Origin of the sequence: Microcoleus pseudofavosus SVA1_A4 (genome assembly GCF_036700565.1) — a bacterium.
Classification (GTDB): domain Bacteria; phylum Cyanobacteriota; class Cyanobacteriia; order Cyanobacteriales; family Microcoleaceae; genus Microcoleus.
This window is the reverse complement of the sequence record NZ_JAUBPE010000049.1, coordinates 1-16726: the sequence shown is the minus strand read 5'-3', so window position 1 is coordinate 16726 and position 16726 is coordinate 1. Positions and strand designations below refer to the sequence as shown.

The 16726-nt window shown below is 45.2% G+C and carries 18 protein-coding genes and 1 pseudogene; 11 read left to right on the top strand and 8 right to left on the bottom strand.

Translation table 11 applies throughout. The features are described 5' to 3' along the window. Positions 1 to 52 precede the first annotated feature (52 nt). The 3 genes from QUA02_RS20490 (at position 53) to QUA02_RS20480 (ending at position 2912) form a co-directional block, all read left to right on the top strand. Positions 53 to 1279, top strand: a complete 1227-nt coding sequence (locus tag QUA02_RS20490; RefSeq protein WP_333030223.1) for a clostripain-related cysteine peptidase — start codon at positions 53 to 55, stop codon at positions 1277 to 1279. Positions 1280 to 1444: 165 nt separating this feature from the next. Next, positions 1445 to 1807 carry a hypothetical protein gene (locus QUA02_RS20485; protein ID WP_333030222.1) on the top strand — a complete coding sequence of 121 codons (363 nt, stop codon included), beginning with the start codon at positions 1445 to 1447 and terminating at the stop codon, positions 1805 to 1807. Positions 1808 to 1952: 145 nt separating this feature from the next. Further along, positions 1953 to 2912 (top strand): Rpn family recombination-promoting nuclease/putative transposase, encoded by a 960-nt coding sequence (locus QUA02_RS20480; RefSeq protein WP_333030221.1) that lies wholly within the window; start codon positions 1953 to 1955, stop codon positions 2910 to 2912. 71 nt (positions 2913 to 2983) lie between these two features. Here the strand turns inward: QUA02_RS20480 and QUA02_RS20475 are convergent, their stop codons facing one another. The 3 genes from QUA02_RS20475 to QUA02_RS20465 all read right to left on the bottom strand — a co-directional run bounded on the left by QUA02_RS20475 (position 2984) and on the right by QUA02_RS20465 (position 4256). Beyond that, entirely contained in the window at positions 2984 to 3487 is a 504-nt protein-coding gene (locus tag QUA02_RS20475) for a DUF2243 domain-containing protein (protein WP_333030220.1), read from the bottom strand. 251 nt (positions 3488 to 3738) lie between these two features. Then, positions 3739 to 4014, bottom strand: a complete 276-nt coding sequence (locus tag QUA02_RS20470) for a type II toxin-antitoxin system PemK/MazF family toxin (protein ID WP_333030219.1) — start codon at positions 4012 to 4014, stop codon at positions 3739 to 3741. Then, the gene (locus QUA02_RS20465; RefSeq protein WP_015174616.1) at positions 4008 to 4256 is read right to left on the bottom strand and encodes an AbrB/MazE/SpoVT family DNA-binding domain-containing protein; all 249 of its coding nucleotides are present in this window, start codon (positions 4254 to 4256) and stop codon (positions 4008 to 4010) included. The genes QUA02_RS20470 and QUA02_RS20465 overlap by 7 nt, the downstream gene beginning before the upstream one ends. A 204-nt stretch (positions 4257 to 4460) precedes the next feature. Between QUA02_RS20465 and QUA02_RS20460 the strand changes: the two genes are divergently transcribed. Next, entirely contained in the window at positions 4461 to 4679 is a 219-nt protein-coding gene (locus tag QUA02_RS20460) for a prevent-host-death protein (protein WP_333030218.1), read from the top strand. Positions 4680 to 4825: 146 nt separating this feature from the next. After that, the gene (locus QUA02_RS20455) at positions 4826 to 5080 is read left to right on the top strand and encodes a type II toxin-antitoxin system VapC family toxin (RefSeq protein WP_333030255.1); all 255 of its coding nucleotides are present in this window, start codon (positions 4826 to 4828) and stop codon (positions 5078 to 5080) included. A 104-nt stretch (positions 5081 to 5184) separates the two neighbouring features. On the opposite strand, the gene QUA02_RS20450 is transcribed toward QUA02_RS20455, so the two are convergent. Both QUA02_RS20450 and QUA02_RS20445 read right to left on the bottom strand, forming a co-directional pair. After that, complete coding sequence (locus QUA02_RS20450; RefSeq protein WP_333030216.1) at positions 5185 to 6546, bottom strand: GUN4 domain-containing protein; 1362 nt, start codon at positions 6544 to 6546, stop codon at positions 5185 to 5187. Between the two features lie 74 nt (positions 6547 to 6620). Beyond that, complete coding sequence (locus QUA02_RS20445; protein WP_333030214.1) at positions 6621 to 6761, bottom strand: hypothetical protein; 141 nt, start codon at positions 6759 to 6761, stop codon at positions 6621 to 6623. A gap of 79 nt (positions 6762 to 6840) precedes the next feature. Here QUA02_RS20445 and ispG point away from each other — a divergent pair, with 79 nt between their 5' ends. Both ispG and ctpC read left to right on the top strand, forming a co-directional pair. Next, complete coding sequence (gene ispG / locus QUA02_RS20440) at positions 6841 to 8064, top strand: (E)-4-hydroxy-3-methylbut-2-enyl-diphosphate synthase (RefSeq protein ID WP_333030213.1); 1224 nt, start codon at positions 6841 to 6843, stop codon at positions 8062 to 8064. 365 nt (positions 8065 to 8429) lie between these two features. Beyond that, on the top strand, positions 8430 to 9785 hold the full coding sequence (gene ctpC, locus QUA02_RS20435) for a carboxyl-terminal processing protease CtpC (protein ID WP_333030212.1): 1356 nt from the start codon (positions 8430 to 8432) through the stop codon (positions 9783 to 9785). Between the two features lie 103 nt (positions 9786 to 9888). Here ctpC and QUA02_RS20430 read toward each other — a convergent pair whose 3' ends face one another. Next, entirely contained in the window at positions 9889 to 10095 is a 207-nt protein-coding gene (locus QUA02_RS20430) for a DDE transposase family protein (RefSeq protein ID WP_333030211.1), read from the bottom strand. A gap of 300 nt (positions 10096 to 10395) precedes the next feature. On the opposite strand from QUA02_RS20430, the gene QUA02_RS20425 reads away from it, so the two are divergent. Then, positions 10396 to 13071 (top strand): heavy metal translocating P-type ATPase, encoded by a 2676-nt coding sequence (locus tag QUA02_RS20425; protein WP_333030210.1) that lies wholly within the window; start codon positions 10396 to 10398, stop codon positions 13069 to 13071. A 197-nt stretch (positions 13072 to 13268) separates the two neighbouring features. Here QUA02_RS20425 and QUA02_RS20420 read toward each other — a convergent pair whose 3' ends face one another. Then, on the bottom strand, positions 13269 to 13616 hold the full coding sequence (locus tag QUA02_RS20420) for a hypothetical protein (RefSeq protein ID WP_333030209.1): 348 nt from the start codon (positions 13614 to 13616) through the stop codon (positions 13269 to 13271). Between the two features lie 105 nt (positions 13617 to 13721). On the opposite strand from QUA02_RS20420, the gene tmk reads away from it, so the two are divergent. The 3 genes from tmk to msrA all read left to right on the top strand — a co-directional run bounded on the left by tmk (position 13722) and on the right by msrA (position 15989). Continuing rightward, a complete protein-coding gene (gene tmk / locus QUA02_RS20415; protein WP_333030208.1) occupies positions 13722 to 14390 on the top strand; it encodes a dTMP kinase in 669 nt (222 codons plus the stop codon). Between the two features lie 131 nt (positions 14391 to 14521). Further along, complete coding sequence (locus tag QUA02_RS20410; RefSeq protein ID WP_333030254.1) at positions 14522 to 15484, top strand: DNA polymerase III subunit delta'; 963 nt, start codon at positions 14522 to 14524, stop codon at positions 15482 to 15484. 28 nt (positions 15485 to 15512) lie between these two features. Beyond that, a complete protein-coding gene (gene msrA / locus QUA02_RS20405; RefSeq protein ID WP_445305188.1) occupies positions 15513 to 15989 on the top strand; it encodes a peptide-methionine (S)-S-oxide reductase MsrA in 477 nt (158 codons plus the stop codon). A gap of 521 nt (positions 15990 to 16510) precedes the next feature. Here the strand turns inward: msrA and QUA02_RS20400 are convergent. Beyond that, positions 16511 to 16726, bottom strand: a pseudogene (locus tag QUA02_RS20400) (photosystem II q(b) protein); the annotation flags it as partial.

The following is a 16726-nucleotide window of genomic DNA, read 5'->3' as shown; positions in this document are numbered from 1 at the left end:
CAAAAAATACAGTCTACAAAAAGCTGAATATCCTCAATCAGGAGCAGAGAATGTGAAAAGAAGAAAAGCACTCAAATTGATAACAGTAAGCATGAGTTCTTTAATAGAGACAATATACTCGGGAGACCAATATATGCTTGGAAGTACGGTCAAAAATCATTATGACTGGATATTACTATACTGGATGCCCTATGACAATAATCTCTCAAGATTCGGGCAACCCATTATTCAAATGCTAAGTAAAGGTGTAAAAAATGACAAAGTTTTAGTAGTAGTACAATCAGACTTTAGTGGAGCAGCACAAGTTTCTAGAAGCATCATTAGCCAAGATAAAGTGGATACCCAATACTTAGAAACAGCAGATAGTAGTAGTGCAGAAGTCTTGGCTGAGTATCTGACTTGGGCACAATCTCAATTTCAAGCCAAACGCTGGGCTATTGTGTTTTTAGGTCATAGTGGAACGCTTATGGAAATCAGCCCCGACGAACATCCCACGTCCCCTTCAATTTCAGAAATTAGATGGATGAACCTTGAAAAAATCAATCAAGTTATATTTAATTTTAACCAATCTGTAAAGGGAAATCTAGAATTATTATTTTTCCAAAATTGTAATAAAGGAAATATTGAAGTACACCATACCTTCCAAAAGACTGCTAAGTATACGCTTTCATCTCAACTCCAACTTGGAGCGCCAAATTACTATTACGAGAAATTGTTAAGTGATTTGAGCGATTATCCAGACATTGATGGTTCTCAGCTAGCTAAAAAGATTATGGATTATGAACGACCGGATATGTACCATAGTTTGACATTGACTAACAATCGTTATTTTCGCTATTTTTCCGAAAAAGTTAATGTTGTAATTGATTCTATTTTGCAAGCAGACATTGCGCCTGTGAAAGTTTTTATATCCTCAATTTTATCGCCTGAAGTCAATTTTCCCAATAACAATACTGTAGTAGTTTATCAGAGTTCTGGAGAAACCTTTGTGGATTTCGCAAATTTTTTACAACAACTTACCCAATTATCAGGTGCAAGTCCGTCAGCTTGTAACGATTTATTGTTATTTTTAAATAATTTTCTCATTCAGAGAGTGCAACAGAATGGTGAATTATTTGACTCAAGAATTAGACATAAGTATAAAAATTTATCAGGTTTAGGTTTATTTTTACCTAGAAATCGGCAGAAACTGGAAAAATATTTGTATTTATCGGTTTATTCAGACTTAAAGCTTGTAGAGCTTTTTGATGCAGTTGTATTCGAGACAAAAAAGAACTAAAGGTATTGGAGAAATTTTACTTTCGCGACTTCACAGAAGCAGTCAGGGAAGTAAAACAACAGCCTGCATTCGCTCCAAATTCCCACTTCCCAATGCTATAATATAAATAGCAGAATCAAAGCCCTGCTGTTACCCCCGCATACAAGGTTAGAGGAGTTAAGTCAAATGGCAAATAAACTCCAAGTCAATACACAGTCGATCGCCTACAGCGACTTTTACTGGAACCGCTTTAGTCCGAGAGTGGCGACTATCAGCAGCGTCCGCAACGCCAATCACTGGGAGGGCGGATTTATCACCTATATTGCATTTCCCACAAAAGTAGAAGCTACAGCAGCAATGAAATATTTGCTCTTGCATCAAAAAGCTGGTGATGTCGATATGCGGAAAGCCAAGCGAATGAAAGCAAAAGGCATTCGGTGGGAACTCAAAATTCGGGGTTTAGCTTTTAATGAAGTGCTGAAGCTGGCGACGATGGATATAGCTGGAAAGCTAGTTATGTCACCTGCAACTACTCAAGCCACAGGCTGATAAAAGCATTCAGATAACAGGTTGGGTTGAGAAAACAAAACCCAACCCTTCCAATATTTGTCAATCTCCATCTTCCTCTCTTTTCTCCTCCTCTGTGTCCTCAGCGCCCTCTGCGGTTAATTTCACAAAAACTCCTATAAAATATATGCGTTTCATCAGCCCCAAAACAGACTTTGCATTCAAAAAAATATTCGCTTCTTCCGAACATCCAGAAATTCTCATCAGCTTCCTAAATGCAATGCTGTATAACGGAGAACCCACCATCCAAGAAATAGAAATCATTGACCCTTATTCAGCCGGAAGCGTTACAGGATTGAAAGACACTTACCTGGATGTCAAAGCCAAGATTACCGGCAACAAAACGGTGATTGTGGAAATGCAGGTACTCAACGTCGCCGCCTTTGAAAAACGGGTAGTGTACAATGCAGCCAAAACCTATTCTACTCAACTCAAAGCTGGAGAAGGTTATTTAAAGTTAAATCCGGTTATTGCTTTAACCATCACCGACTTTATTTTATTTGAAAACACCGAAAAACTAATCTCTAACTTTGAGTTCACAGAAACCGAAGAGAAATTTGTCTATCCCAACTGCGAGTTAAAGTTAGTGTTTGTCGAGTTACCAAAATTTAAAAAAGAATTAAACGAACTTGAAACTCTGCCGGAAAAATGGATTTACTTTATGAAAAACGCGCCCTCTTTGGAAGTAGTACCAGATACATTGGGGTCTATTGAAGAGATTAATACCGCGCTGGGAATTGCCAACCGAGCAAATTTGACACTAGACGAATTGAATGATGTAGACAAACGAGAAATGTTTATCCAAGACCAAATCGGGTCTGTGATGAAAGGGATAGAAATTGGTCTACAACAAGGAATTGAACAGGGAATACAACAAGGAATCGAACAGGGAATCGAAAGGGGTAAAATTGAGGGGGAAATAGGATTAATTATGCGTCAGATAGTGCGGCGGGTGGGTGATGTTACACAGGAAGTTCAAACTCGCATCCAGGGGTTATCTGGGGAAAAGTTAGATGATTTGGGAGAAGCTTTGTTGGATTTTAGGAGTCAAGAGGATTTGATTGCGTGGTTGGAGTCGGCGGGATGAACTGAGGAGTTAAACAGACAGTCAAGGATTTTAAGCCCGGATTTGATATAATTCTCAATCTCTGCATTCATTTAAACTTTAGTATCTGCGGAAACTTCCCTCTGTACCAGCATCCAACCTAACAGGGCTAAAATAAGACCGAGAGCGAGAAATCCTAAATCCCAAGCTAACTCGTTGATACCGGGTTTGACGTGGTGGATTCCCAAAATTTGATGGTCAACAATGCCTTCAACAAAGTCAAACAATCCAGCACCAATTAATATTGAACCGAAAAAAGTTTGAGTTGACAAAGGAACATCTTTGCGCTTCACTGCACGCCACAAACAGAAGATTCCCGCCACTGTTACCAACCAATCCGCAGCGTGAAACAATCCATCTCCGAGGGTATTTAATTCTAAACCGGCCACAGTAGCATCGGTTTTAACGCTGCTAAACATATGGTGCCACTGGAGGAGTTGGTGCAGCACAATGCCGTCAAAAAAGCCGGATTGACCGATACCGAGGAGAATTCCTGCGATAATTAGAGGTCGGCGGTTGTTAACAGCGGTGGCTGGTGAGTTTGTGCGATCGTCCAATAGAAAACCTCACATCCTTTAAATGCTGAGCCGTAGCCTGTGAAGAGATTTGCAAGTACATTTTTCAGTTTTGCTGGGGAGGAGGGGCGATCGCATCATCCGCGAGAGAGATTTCTGGATACTCTTGATGCTTAATGCCAACTACAAATCTAGTTTATAATTTGATTAACTATTCATCAACATTCATATTCTCAAACAAAATAGGTTGAATTCGCCTCAAAACTTCCTCAATTATATCTGATCGACATTCACTAAGAAAACTTGCTTGCCTTGCCCGATAATCTTGCATAACGGAGTTGATCCGTCATAATTACACCTGTTATCGCTTCACTTTCGGGAATGGGAACATAAAACGGATTTTTGCGTTGTGTGTTGCTGATGGGACAAACAAACACAAACCCCATTTTTAGGTTAAATTTAGTTTGACTCACAACCAGTGCAGGTCTAGTCCCCATTTGTTCGTGTCCTGATTGAGGGTCAAAATTGAGGCGAATAAAATGACCTCGTTCGGGGATATAGTTTACCAAACTTCCTCTCCTTCTGGTTTTCCCCAAGAGACTTCTTCGCTAGATTCTATTTCGCCTGCCAATAATTCATCTAGGGTATATTTTGATATTTTATTATTTACAGGCTCTATAACCAGTTTCCCATTTTCTATGCTGCAAATTACTGAATCTTCGGCTTTAAGGTTGAGAAACTTTACTATGTAGTCTGGTATTGGCAAAGCTAAGGAATTACCTAATTTGCTGATGTGTATTTTAGCTGTCATACATTTGCGATGTTAACACTCAGGTTGATTTATTGTAACACAATATGATTGACTTAAAAAAGTAATTACTCGATCGCGAACCTCAGCTAATTGAGAACTGAGCAAAGTCTCGGCGATTGCTTTCCCGTAGCACAATGACACGCTTAGCTAAGTGAATCGTCTTAAGATATAATAGAGTTTTAACACAACACCAATCATTGTCCTATGAAAACCATAGACAAAAGTCAATTAACCGCTCAATTACTAGAATTTTTGCGACTTGTCGAGCTTGAAGGCGAAGAAATTTTAGTGATGGATGGGACTAAACCACTTGTGATAATTTCTCAGTATGAAAAGTCTCTTTCAACTGAAGAATTATTTAAGGATATGCGGGGGAAAGTAAAATATTTTGAAGATTTAACTAGGCCAACAACTGAAGAATAGCAGGAAGTAGGACAGTTGTCCTTGATACCTGCGCTCTCATCTGGTGGAGTTTAGATCCAGAGAAACTTTCTCAATCGGCAAAAGATGCTTGTCAGCAGATGGAACAAGAAAAAAATGGTTTAGTTCCATCAACGGCAATCTGGTAAATAGCTATCAAGAACAAAAATCATAAGTTAGATTTAGGAGTAAGTATTGATGACTATATCGCTACTTTAAAAAAGTCTAATGTTATTCGGATCGTTCCAATTGATGAGGACATTTGGCTAGAAAGTGTCAAATTAGAATGGGAACACCGAGATCCAGCAGATAGAGTGGTTGTAGCAGTTGCCAAAAGAAGTCAAGCTGCTATTATTACAGCCGATCAAAAAATAGCTAGTTTCTACTCTTTAGTAATTTGGTAAATTGAATGTGCCAGGTATCGGAAACGTAGAACAGGCGCGGTTTCGTGGTTAAAGCCTCTGTTATAAATCTTCACGAAACTCGCTCGACGCTTAGATGTTACACTCTACAAGTCTCGACGCCAGAGAAGAGAACGCCCCACAACAAGCCCCCCACCAACCACCCCATCAGTTAACTTTCCCTTCACACACGGGAGGTGTCCTATAGGTGCTTTGGTGTTGAATTTTAGATCATTATAGTGCAACCATTTACTACTATTCACACGCCAACCTACCCGATCGCCAAAAGCTGCCCAAATTTTCCGATCATATTCTCTGCTTCCCCCCAGACTTTCATAGATGCGTTTCTGCACCGAAAAGCCGAAACGTCCGTTACTGTATTGTACCCAAAGTTGGTCAATAGTTCGTAAGTCTTCACAGGGGAATCGATCGATATCTTCAGCCCTCAGCCAGCCATCCTTTGTTCTCCCCGCTACTTCCAGCATTTTTATTGCCGTTTCCCCATCCGCCTCTTTCCATTCTCCGCTAGCTAACAGCCGATCCAGTTGACGATAATCAACTCCTTTTGCTGAAATCAATTTTACAGGTTGTGGCGGTGGCTGCGGGCTAGGAATCGTTGGTGAAACACCCCCTCTTTGCCCCCGATTGCCGGGGGATTGGGGAAGCATAGCCAACCATTTTTGAACCGACTGAGGGCGCTTTGTTGCATCCATTTCCATCCCTTTCATAATTGCCCGACGCACCCCATCGCTAATATTAGGATTAATCTGAAACGGCGGCTTTAAAGGATAATTTAAAGCCCTCATAAATGCAGGAGTTGGTGGTGTTTTCGTTAGCAAATAGTATAGCGTTGCTGCCAGAGCATAAACATCTGTATACTCAGCAAATCTGCCAATCTCCCCGTACTGTTCGGGAGGTGCAAAACCGTGTGTTAGCCCCAAAGTCATTTGCTGAGTGCGATCTGGAATAAAACCCCGTGCCAAACCAAAGTCAATCAAAACTGCATCAAAATTGTCGCGTACCATAATGTTTTGTGGCTTGATATCCCGATGTAGCAAACCTTTTTCGTGAACTACTATTACCGCTTCTGCCACTTGGCGGATGTAGTTTAAAGCTTCTGTTTCCCACAGGATACCGCGCTTTTCTACCAAATTCCACAAATCTTTCCCTGCCACATATTCCATCGCAATACAAGGCAAATCACCATCAATGAAATAGTTGTCTATTTGCACAATATTGGGATGTTTGCACAAAGATAGCAGTAGCGCCTCATCCCGGAATTTGTCCCGATACCAGCCAAAATTTGGATCGCTCAATAAGTCGTCTTTCAGCGTTTTGATGACAACCCGCTGCCTGTTTTGCGCCTTCTGCGCTAGGTACGTGGCCCCAAAACCGCCCTCGCCCTTGTCTATCTTGCGCTCAATAATATACCGATCGCCATTTAACCCCTGCCCCAGTGTCCAAACCATTCTCCTCACCGCCAACCAATATTAATTTTTATCTCGGCCTAGCCTGTATTTTAACTGTATTTTGTAGGTTGGGTTTAGTTCCACCAGCCCAACTTCAGTTCGCCTTCCCGGTGATGGTTGGCTTTTAGTTCGATCGCCCTTTTCCGACATAATTCGATCGACAAATTCGCAGCAATCTCATTAAGAATCCTAAATCCCAAAACCTCATTGCCCAAACAGACCCTTTCTGTGCAAACCTAAAAAACAGCAGACACAATTTTATAAACTCTAATTACAGAACCCTAGCAACCAGTTATGCAAACTCTGCCGAACCCCACTAAAACCCTCACCACCGAACCCACCTTCGACACCACCATCAAACGCCGCAAAACCCGTCCCGTCAAAGTCGGTAGCGTCACCATCGGCGGCGGCTACCCAATCGTCGTGCAATCGATGATCAACGAAGACACCCTCGACATCGACGGATCAGTCGCAGGAATTCGGCGCTTGCACGAGATTGGCTGCGAAATCGTCCGCGTCACCGTGCCCAGCATGGCCCACGCCAAAGCTTTAGCCGAAATCAAGCAAAAACTGCACGCCACCTACCAACCCGTGCCCCTCGTGGCCGATGTCCACCACAACGGTATGAAAATTGCTTTGGAAGTCGCCAAACACGTAGACAAAGTGAGAATCAATCCCGGACTTTACGTGTTCGAGAAGCCGAAAGCCGACAGAACCGAATACACCGACAGCGAATTCGCGGAAATTGGCGCAAAAATCCGCGAAACCTTGGAACCTTTGGTGGTTTCCCTGCGCGACCAAGGCAAAGCTTTGCGAATCGGCGTCAATCACGGTTCCCTCGCCGAACGGATGCTTTTTACCTACGGCGACACCCCCGAAGGCATGGTAGAATCTGCCCTGGAATTCATCAAAATTTGCGAATCCCTCGACTTCCGAAATATCGTACTTTCCCTGAAAGCCTCGCGCGCGCCCGTCATGGTTGCTGCTTACCGTTTGATGGTGCACCGGATGGACGAACTCGGCATGGATTACCCGCTGCATTTGGGCGTCACGGAAGCTGGAGACGGCGAATACGGCCGCATCAAATCCACCGCAGGCCTCGCACCGCTGTTAGTTGAGGGTATCGGCGACACCATCCGCGTCTCGCTGACAGAGGCGCCGGAAAAGGAGATTCCCGTCTGCTACAGCATTCTGCAAGCCTTGGGACTGCGGAAAACGATGGTTGAATATGTCGCTTGTCCTTCCTGCGGTCGCACTTTGTTTAATTTAGAGGAAGTGCTCCACAAAGTGAGAGAGGCGACGAAGCACCTCACGGGTTTGGATATAGCAGTAATGGGCTGTATTGTCAATGGCCCTGGAGAAATGGCTGATGCTGATTACGGCTACGTCGGGAAGCAACCGGGTTATATTTCTCTGTACCGCGGCCGGGATGAGATTAAGAAGGTTCCTGAGTCTCAGGGTGTGGCAGAATTGATTGATTTGATTAAGTCGGACGATCGCTGGGTCGAACCTGAGTAGGTTTGGGGCGGGCACGATGCGATTGGTGTCAACACAAAGACTCCAACTTTTGAAAAATCTCGCTTCTATCTGAGGCCAGATCCCCCCTAGCCCCCCTTAAAAAGGGGGGGACAAGAGTATTCAAAGTTCCCCTTTTTCAGGGAAATTTAGGGGGATCTAGCCTCGAATACACAGCAGACAAAGGATTTTAGGCATTCGCAAATCAACTTCCTACACCCGCGTCCGCGTTCAGGCGCGGCAGCTTCCGCTTCGGGAATACAACTCGGCAAAGTTGAATAAATATGTATCCAAAATCCGACCAAGCCTTGCCTGTGTTAGATTGGGCGTGATTATTCTGAAATCTTTTGCTCCGGCGTGTCAGACAAATGGTTATAACAAAACGAGGCCTTATTCTAAGTGCTGCAGCAGTTGCACTCACTGCTGTAACTCTTGTCAACACTGGTTGCAGTTCTAAATCTCTGGCTTCTTTTCGGGGAAGTCCTAAAGAATTGGTTGATGAAGTTTGGCAGATTATTGACAAAAGTTATGTTGATGGCACTTTTAACCAGGTTGACTGGAAAGCGGTGCGAAATGATTATTTGAACCGCACTTATACCAGCGACGATGAAGCTTACAAAGCAATTCGGGAAATGCTGAAGAAGCTTGATGATCCTTACACGCGGTTTATGAACCCTGAAGAGTTCAAGAATATGCAGGTTGAAACTTCTGGAGAACTCACAGGAGTGGGGATTCAGTTGACTCAAGATGAAAAAACTAAGAAGTTGGTGGTGATTTCTCCCATCGAAGATACCCCTGCTTTTACCGCTGGCATTCTAGCAAAAGATATCATTAGTAAGATTGACGGCAAGAGCACCGAAGGCATGGATACGAATCAAGCGGTAAGTTTGATTCGCGGCCAGGCGAATACTGAGGTGACTCTGACTATCTTGCGCGACAAAAAGGAAATAGAATTTAAGCTGAAACGCGCTAAAATTGAAATTCATCCCGTGCGGAAGTCGGTGCAGAAAAGCCCGATCGGCGAAATCGGCTATATTCGCTTAAATCAGTTTAGTGCCAATGCTGCATCGGAAATGCGATCGGCAATTAAGGATTTGGAACAGAAAAAGGTGACGGGCTATATTTTAGACTTGCGTTCCAATCCCGGCGGGTTGCTCTACGGAAGTATTGAAATTGCTCGGATGTGGCTCAAAGAAGGTACGATCGTCTCGACGGTCGATCGAGTAGGTGAAGCCGATCGACAAACTGCAAACAAGGCAGAGATCACAGACAAACCATTAGTTGTACTGGTAGACGGCGGTTCAGCAAGTGCTAGCGAGATTCTATCCGGTGCTTTACAAGACAACAAGCGCGCGGTTTTAGTGGGAACAAAGACGTTTGGTAAGGGTTTGGTGCAGTCAGTACGCGGCGTGGGAAATGGTTCCGGTTTGGCGGTGACAATTGCCAAGTATTTTACTCCCAGCGGGCGCGATATCAACCACTTGGGAATTGAACCGGATTTTAAGGTAGAACTCACCGACGCTCAAAAACAGGAATTGAGGCGCGATCGCGATAAAATTGCTACAGCGGCCGATCCGCAGTACGCAAAAGCTATGGAAGTTTTGACACAGCAAGTTACTGGTAAAACAGGGAACAATAAGGCGGAGTCGAAACCGAATGCAGCGCCACCTAAACCGAATGCGGCGCAAGCCAAACCGAGTGCAGCACCTTCTAAATCTAGGTAGAAAACCTGTGTAGGGTTTCAGTTAAAAAAAAGCATTCGGGGGAAGAATTACGGCTAAAAGCCAAGATTTTAAACTCGAATGCTTCGCTATTTTTGGCAATCCGTCATTGCGGCTGGCATTTGCCGGCGCGAATTAATCCGATGCGGCGGGCTATGGCATCTTCGGGCGAATCGTAAGGGCCCCACTTTTCAATAATAGTGGGGTTTTGTTGTTCGAGTTGCGCGCTCCTCTGCGAGGGCTCCGCCAACGGCAAAATCTCGCAATTACCGGCAGGACGTTTGACAATATAAAATTTGGGTGTTTCTGTCATAGCTCAATTCGTCAAATAAAAGCTGGATACTAACTAGGCAATTTGCTCATTATATCAAATAGGGAAACAGCACTACCGTGCCCAAAGCCTGTCTTAGCATTAAACCCGCAGTCCCACATTGGTTTCAACCCCTGCCGGACTGCGGATTTAACCGCCGGGAATTAATAAGAATTAAAAAAAACTAACACTTTCGGAAGATGCCACAATATTTATTTATGATAAAAATATAGACGTTTGTCTGAAGAGTGCATTAAATCCTTTCAGAAGTGGCGAAATATTCTAATCCCTACCAAAAAAACCATGCAATTTTTGCCCAAAACAATCCCCGAAATTCAATCAGAAATCATACCAGTTAACGAATCACCGCCAGAACTTGTTACTTTCGATGTCGGCGGGATGAAATGTGCCGGCTGCGCGAAAGCTGTGGAACGCCAACTCATGCAGTATTCAGGCGTAATTTCAGCTTGCGTTAACTTGGCCGTAGAAGTCGCGACGGTTGAGTGTCAACCGGGGACTGTCGATGCAGAAGCTTTAGCGAAAAAGTTGACTGATAATGGATTTCCCTCTCAGTCTCGTTCAGGTGAAAATCAGCAGGAAGCAGAAGCGACAACAATTGAACGGCGACGGCAAGAAATTCGACAGCAAATCAAGCAATTGACGATCGCCCTAATCCTAATTATTCTATCCGGTTTAGGTCACGTACTCGGCACAAAAGCTCCAATTCTCAGCAATATTTGGTTTCACTGGGGACTCGCCACCCTAGCTTTGCTGCTACCGGGCCGCCCGATTATCGTTGACGGGTGCCGCAGTTTGTGGCGAAATGCACCCAACATGAATACTTTGGTAGCTTTAGGTGCTGTTACAGCTTACACCGCTAGCAACGCGGCGCTGCTGTTTCCACGGATGGGATGGGAGTGCTTTTTTGACGAACCGGTGATGCTGCTGGGCTTTATTTTGTTGGGCAAAACTCTCGAACAGCAAGCCAGACGGCGCGCTGCATCAGCTTTGCAAGCTTTAATTGCATTGCAACCGGCGAAAGCCCGCTTAGTTGATTTTAAACTTTCGAGTTTAGATTTGCGATCGGAAGAATTGCCTTTAAACTCGACATCTGCGGTCTACGATCCACAATACATTGAAATTCCAGCCGATCGCGTCCGAGTGGGAGAATGGCTGCAAGTTTTGCCCGGGGAAAAAATACCGGTAGACGGCGAAGTCTGCGAAGGCAAAACAACCATAGATGAGTCGATGCTGACTGGCGAATCAATGCCGGTTTTGAAGCAACCAGGAGATACAGTTGCGGCGGGAACTATCAATAAATCCGGGGCAGTTGTGATGCGGGCAACTCGCACCGGTAAGGAAACAACTGTAGCTCAAATGGTGGCTTTGGTGCAGGCAGCCCAAACTCGCAAAGCGCCGATTCAAAATTTAGCTGATACTGTCGCGGGATATTTTGTGTATGGGGTAATGGGGATATCGCTTTTAACTTTCCTATTTTGGTATTTTGCCGGGACTCATATTTGGCCTTCTGTGCTTTTAGGACACGGGGCAATGGATATGGGACACGGGGCAATGAATATGGGGCAATGGGCATCGGGCATTGGGCATTGGGCATTGGGCATGGGAAATGAATTGCCTATTATCCATTATCAATCGCCTTTGCTGTTAAGTTTGAAATTGGCGATCGCAGTTTTAGTTATTGCTTGTCCTTGCGCTTTGGGACTGGCTACCCCAACAGCAATTTTAGTCGGTTCTGGCATCGGGGCGGAGCGCGGACTTTTAATTCGCGGTGGCGATGTTTTAGAACGGGTGCATCAATTAGATACGGTGGTTTTTGACAAGACTGGCACTTTGACAACCGGAAATCTCACACTCACAGATTATTTGCCGATTTTCCAGAATTCGGAGTGGGATTTGAACTCAGATATTAATGTTGGAAACACAGAAGATGTTAGTTCCACAATTGATAGAGTTTCTGGCAACAGGCAAGATGCCTGTTCTACAATTGATGGGGTTTCTGGAGAAACACAAAATGTTTGTTCCACAATTGATGGGGTTTCTGGCAACAGGCAAGATGCCTGTTCCACAATTGATGGAGTTTCTGGCAGGGTTGACTCAAAACTGCTGCAAATTGCGGCGGCGGTGGAAAGGGGCGCTTGTCATCCCATCGCCGCAGCGATTTTGCTGGAAGCTCAACAGCAAGGTTTGCCGCTGCTAGCTGCTGAGGATTTCTGCACGGAACCGGGATTCGGGGTTTCTGCTTTGGTGGAGGGCCGGCGGGTGTTCGCGGGGAATGCCGAGTGGATGAAGGAGCAGGGGGTCGCTGTGGCTGCGGAACTTTTGGGGTCTTTGGAAGGCAAAACGGCGGTTTACGTGGCTTCTGGGGGCGTTTTGCTGGGGGTAATCGGGCTAAAAGATAGTCTGAGGCCGGATGCTAAGGCGGCGGTGGAACGTTTGCGGGGCATGGGATTGCGGGTGATGATGCTGACGGGAGATACAGCGTCGGCGGCGGCGGCGACGGCGCAGCAGCTAGATTTGGCGGCGGCTGATGTTTTGGCCGAGGTGCGGCCGGAGGGTAAGGCTCGGGCGATCGCGACTTTGCAAGCCCAAGGCTGTAAAGTTGCTGTGGTGGGGGATGGTATCAATGACGCCCCGGCTTTGGCTCAAGCTGATGTCGGTATCGGTTTGCACTGCGGCACGGATGTGGCAGTTGAGACTGCTCAAATTGTGCTGATGCGAAATGCTTTGATGGATGTTGTTGAGTCGATCGAGCTGGGACGGGCTACTTTCAACAAGATTCGCCAAAATTTATTTTGGGCTTTTGGTTACAATACTCTGGGAATTCCGATCGCAGCGGGTATCTTGCTGCCTGCAACCGGAATTCTACTCAGTCCTGCGGCGGCCGGTGCATTTATGGCGTTTAGTTCTGTTAGCGTTGTGACAAATTCTTTGCTGCTGCGACGGGGATTTCGAGCTTAAATGTATGGATGACAGATAAAAGTCGGAGGTCATCGGTCATTAGTTAGGAATTAATGACTTATGACCTCATCCCAAGAGGGTGACAAACCCCTCACACCAGAAGTCGAGAGCCAAGAAGTTTCGACGTTAGTTAGAACCCCCTGATTCATCTGTAGAGTCAATCGAAAATCTCACACCTCAAATTGACTGACTGATGGCTAAAGTGCCATACTTTCCAAGAGCCGCCAATTATTGTTGTTCATAACTGAACGACTGACTCGCTCGAACATTTGACGGCAGTGATTGTTGGTTTGCAGGGGCAGTTCCTCGTTTTTAATCACGAAGTTCATGCGAACCTCTGAGTCGCTGGCCGTGTTTTTCTCGATTAGGACTTCTGCGGTGACAAGTTTGGGAATCGAAACTTGACCGGGAATTTCGCGAGCCATGAGGGAATCTCCTGTATTGTAGATAATATCAAGATTGCATGACTCTAAAATTTCAATCAGGGACTGACGGAGACGGTCGATCGGAACGGCAACGATAAAAAAACCAGTATAGCGAGCCATAGATAACTCCAGCCGTGAGGCATTTAGACTTTATTATCATACCGAACCTAGAACAGATGCACAGAACAATATGGATTTATTTTATTCAGGTGGAAAGTTAGGGCAATGAAAGGCAAACTTATCGTGTTTGAGGGGGTTGAAGGTGCGGGTAAAACTACGCAAATGCAGCGGTTGATACATTTGCTGCAAGCAACTTGCTTTCTGAAAGTCCCGTTGGTGGCTACTCGCGAACCGGGGGGTACGGAGTTGGGAAGGGGACTGCGACATTTGCTGCTGAAACAAGATGCGGGCGAATCTGTATCCGATCGAGCAGAATTATTCATGTACGCGGCCGATCGCGCTCAGCACGTCGAAACTTTTCTTAAACCCGAGTTATTGAAGGGAACAATTGTTTTGTGCGATCGCTTTACTGATTCTACGATTGCTTATCAGGGCTACGGCCGCGGTCTTAACTTAAATTTAATTAAGCAGTTAAATGACATTGCCACCGGCGGCTTGCAAAGCGATCTGACTTTGTGGCTGGATATTAATGTGGAGGCGGGTTTGGTGAGGGTAAGAGATCGGGGAGGGCGCGATCGGATCGAGCAAGCTGATTTGGAGTTTCACCGCCTTGTACAGCAAGGTTTTGCGGACTTAGCCCGGGAAAATAAATCTCGAATTGTGCGGATAAATGCCGATCGTACCGAATATGAGGTCGCTCAGGAAATTCAAGCTATCGTAACTCGCAAGTTAGAAGATTGGGGATATTCAAATAATATCAATTCTGAAAAATAGGGTGACATAATCTATAGGGACACGGCAATGCCGTGTCCGGCTCCGGGAATTTACAATTTAACATTCTTAACTCAAAACAATTATTTAGCAGTCCGTTAAAACACAATAATGTTTTGATATTATTAACCAACATGGATTATTTTACATCATTAATCGGACAACAACGAGCCGTAGAATTACTAACCCAAGCAGTCGAGCGAAACCGAATTGCTCCCGGTTATTTATTTATCGGCTCTAACGGTATCGGCAAAAGTTTAGCAGCGAGGTGTTTCATTGAGCTTTTATTCTCAGCCAATCTTCCCGAAACCAGACTAATCACCGCCGTGCAAAATCGCGTGCGGCAGCGAAATCATCCAGACTTGCTCTGGGTAGAACCAACTTACATGAACCAAGGCAAACGGCTTTCGACAAAAGAAGCAGAAGAAGCCGGTTTAAAGCGGAAAGCACCGCCACAAATTCGCTTAGAACAAGTTAGAGAAATCGGTGAATTTCTGAGCAGGCCGCCCCTAGAAGCTGCGCGTTCAGTCGTAGTTTTGGAACAGGCAGAAACAATGGGCGAGGGAGCAGCTAACGGCTTGTTGAAAACCTTAGAAGAACCTGGAAAAGCAGCGCTCATTTTAATTGCTCCGACTGTGGAAGCTTTGCTGCCTACTTTGATTTCCCGCTGTCAAAAAATCCAGTTTTCTCGGTTGAATCCCGAAGCAATGGCACAAGTTTTGCAGCAAGCGGGATTCGGGGAGATTTTGTCACATTCCGAGGTAATGGGGATGGCTCAGGGAAGTCCGGGGGAAGCAATTGCTATTTGGCAGCAACTGCAATCAATACCCGATGATTTGCTGCAAAAGGTGAAGCAGTTGCCTCAAAATCTGCGCTCTGCTTTGGAATTGGCCAAGGAAATTGATAAAACTTTAGATACTGAATCTCAGTTGTGGTTGATCGATTATTTACAGCACTGTTACTGGCAGCAATTTTTAGCAGGGGGAATTAGCCGATCGCCCTTAGAGCCCTTGGAAAAAGCGCGGCAATATTTGCTAAACTACGTGCAGCCGCGATTGGTCTGGGAATGCACGCTAATGGGAATCTGTCAAGCATAATAAGAGTGCCAAGTTTTATCCCAATACGATGAGTCACACAATGGAAAAAGCCACATTTGCAGCCGGTTGTTTTTGGAGAGTCGAACACAAATTTCGCGCCGTTGCGGGTGTCGTCTCAACTGCGGCGGGCTACACAGGAGGTCACTGGCCGAATCCCTGCTACCTGGATGTTTGCGCCCGAGTCACCGGTCATGCTGAATCAGTGCTGCTAGAGTACGATCGATCGCAAATCAGTTACGAAACACTGCTAGATGTATTCTGGAACTGTCACGATCCTACCCAAATCAATCGCCAAGGCCCCGACAGAGGCGAACAGTACAGGTCTGTGATTTTTTATCACAATTGGGAACAAGAAAAAGCGGCTCGCGCCTCCAAACAAAAATTGCAAACTTCCGGTAAATACGACAAAGATATTGCCACCGAAATCAAACCTGCTGGTGAGTTTTATATGGCAGAGGATTACCACCAGCAGTATATTGAGAAGAAGCGCCAGCCCTCCCCGTAGCCCAGTTTATTTGCACGTCGAACCACAAGAATAAAATTGGTTCGCAGCATCGGACTTCAGTCCTCAGATCACATCCGGTAGCATCGGAATTAATATTACCCACAGTCAGGACCCGGCACTGCCGTCTCCCTAAAATTAATCGGGCGATAGTTAAATCTCTGGCGAGCGTGATGGATTGTTTTGGCGTAGGGAAACGGCATTGCCGTGTCCGACCTGGCCTATCATGTATGATTGCAACCGGAATGGATATAATATCAAATCCGGTAGCCTCGGAATTATTAATATTACTCACAGCTTTCGACACCGCGAGTGCCTAAGTCCCTACAATTAATCATGGTAGGGACTTAGGCACTCGCGGTCTCCTCTATATCATTCCGGTGTTACCGGAATTGATATAACTACAAACCGGATAACCGTTATTTTACCAGAATAAATATCAGAATAAAGTCTCTCAAAAAAAATCCCTAAACAAAAAGCGCCCCTATTTCTAGGAGCGCTTTTTGTTTATCTCAAGCTAAAACTTAGCCGTTGATGGAAGGAGCAACCATTGCTACAGGAGTTGTCTCACCAGCAGCCAAGTCAAGCGGGAAGTTGTGAGCGTTGCGCTCGTGCATTACTTCCATACCCAAGTTAGCGCGGTTGATAACATCAGCCCAAGTATTGATGACGCGACCTTGCGAGTCGATAATCGATTGGTTGAAGTTGAAACCGTTCAAGTTGAAAGCCATCGTGGAAAT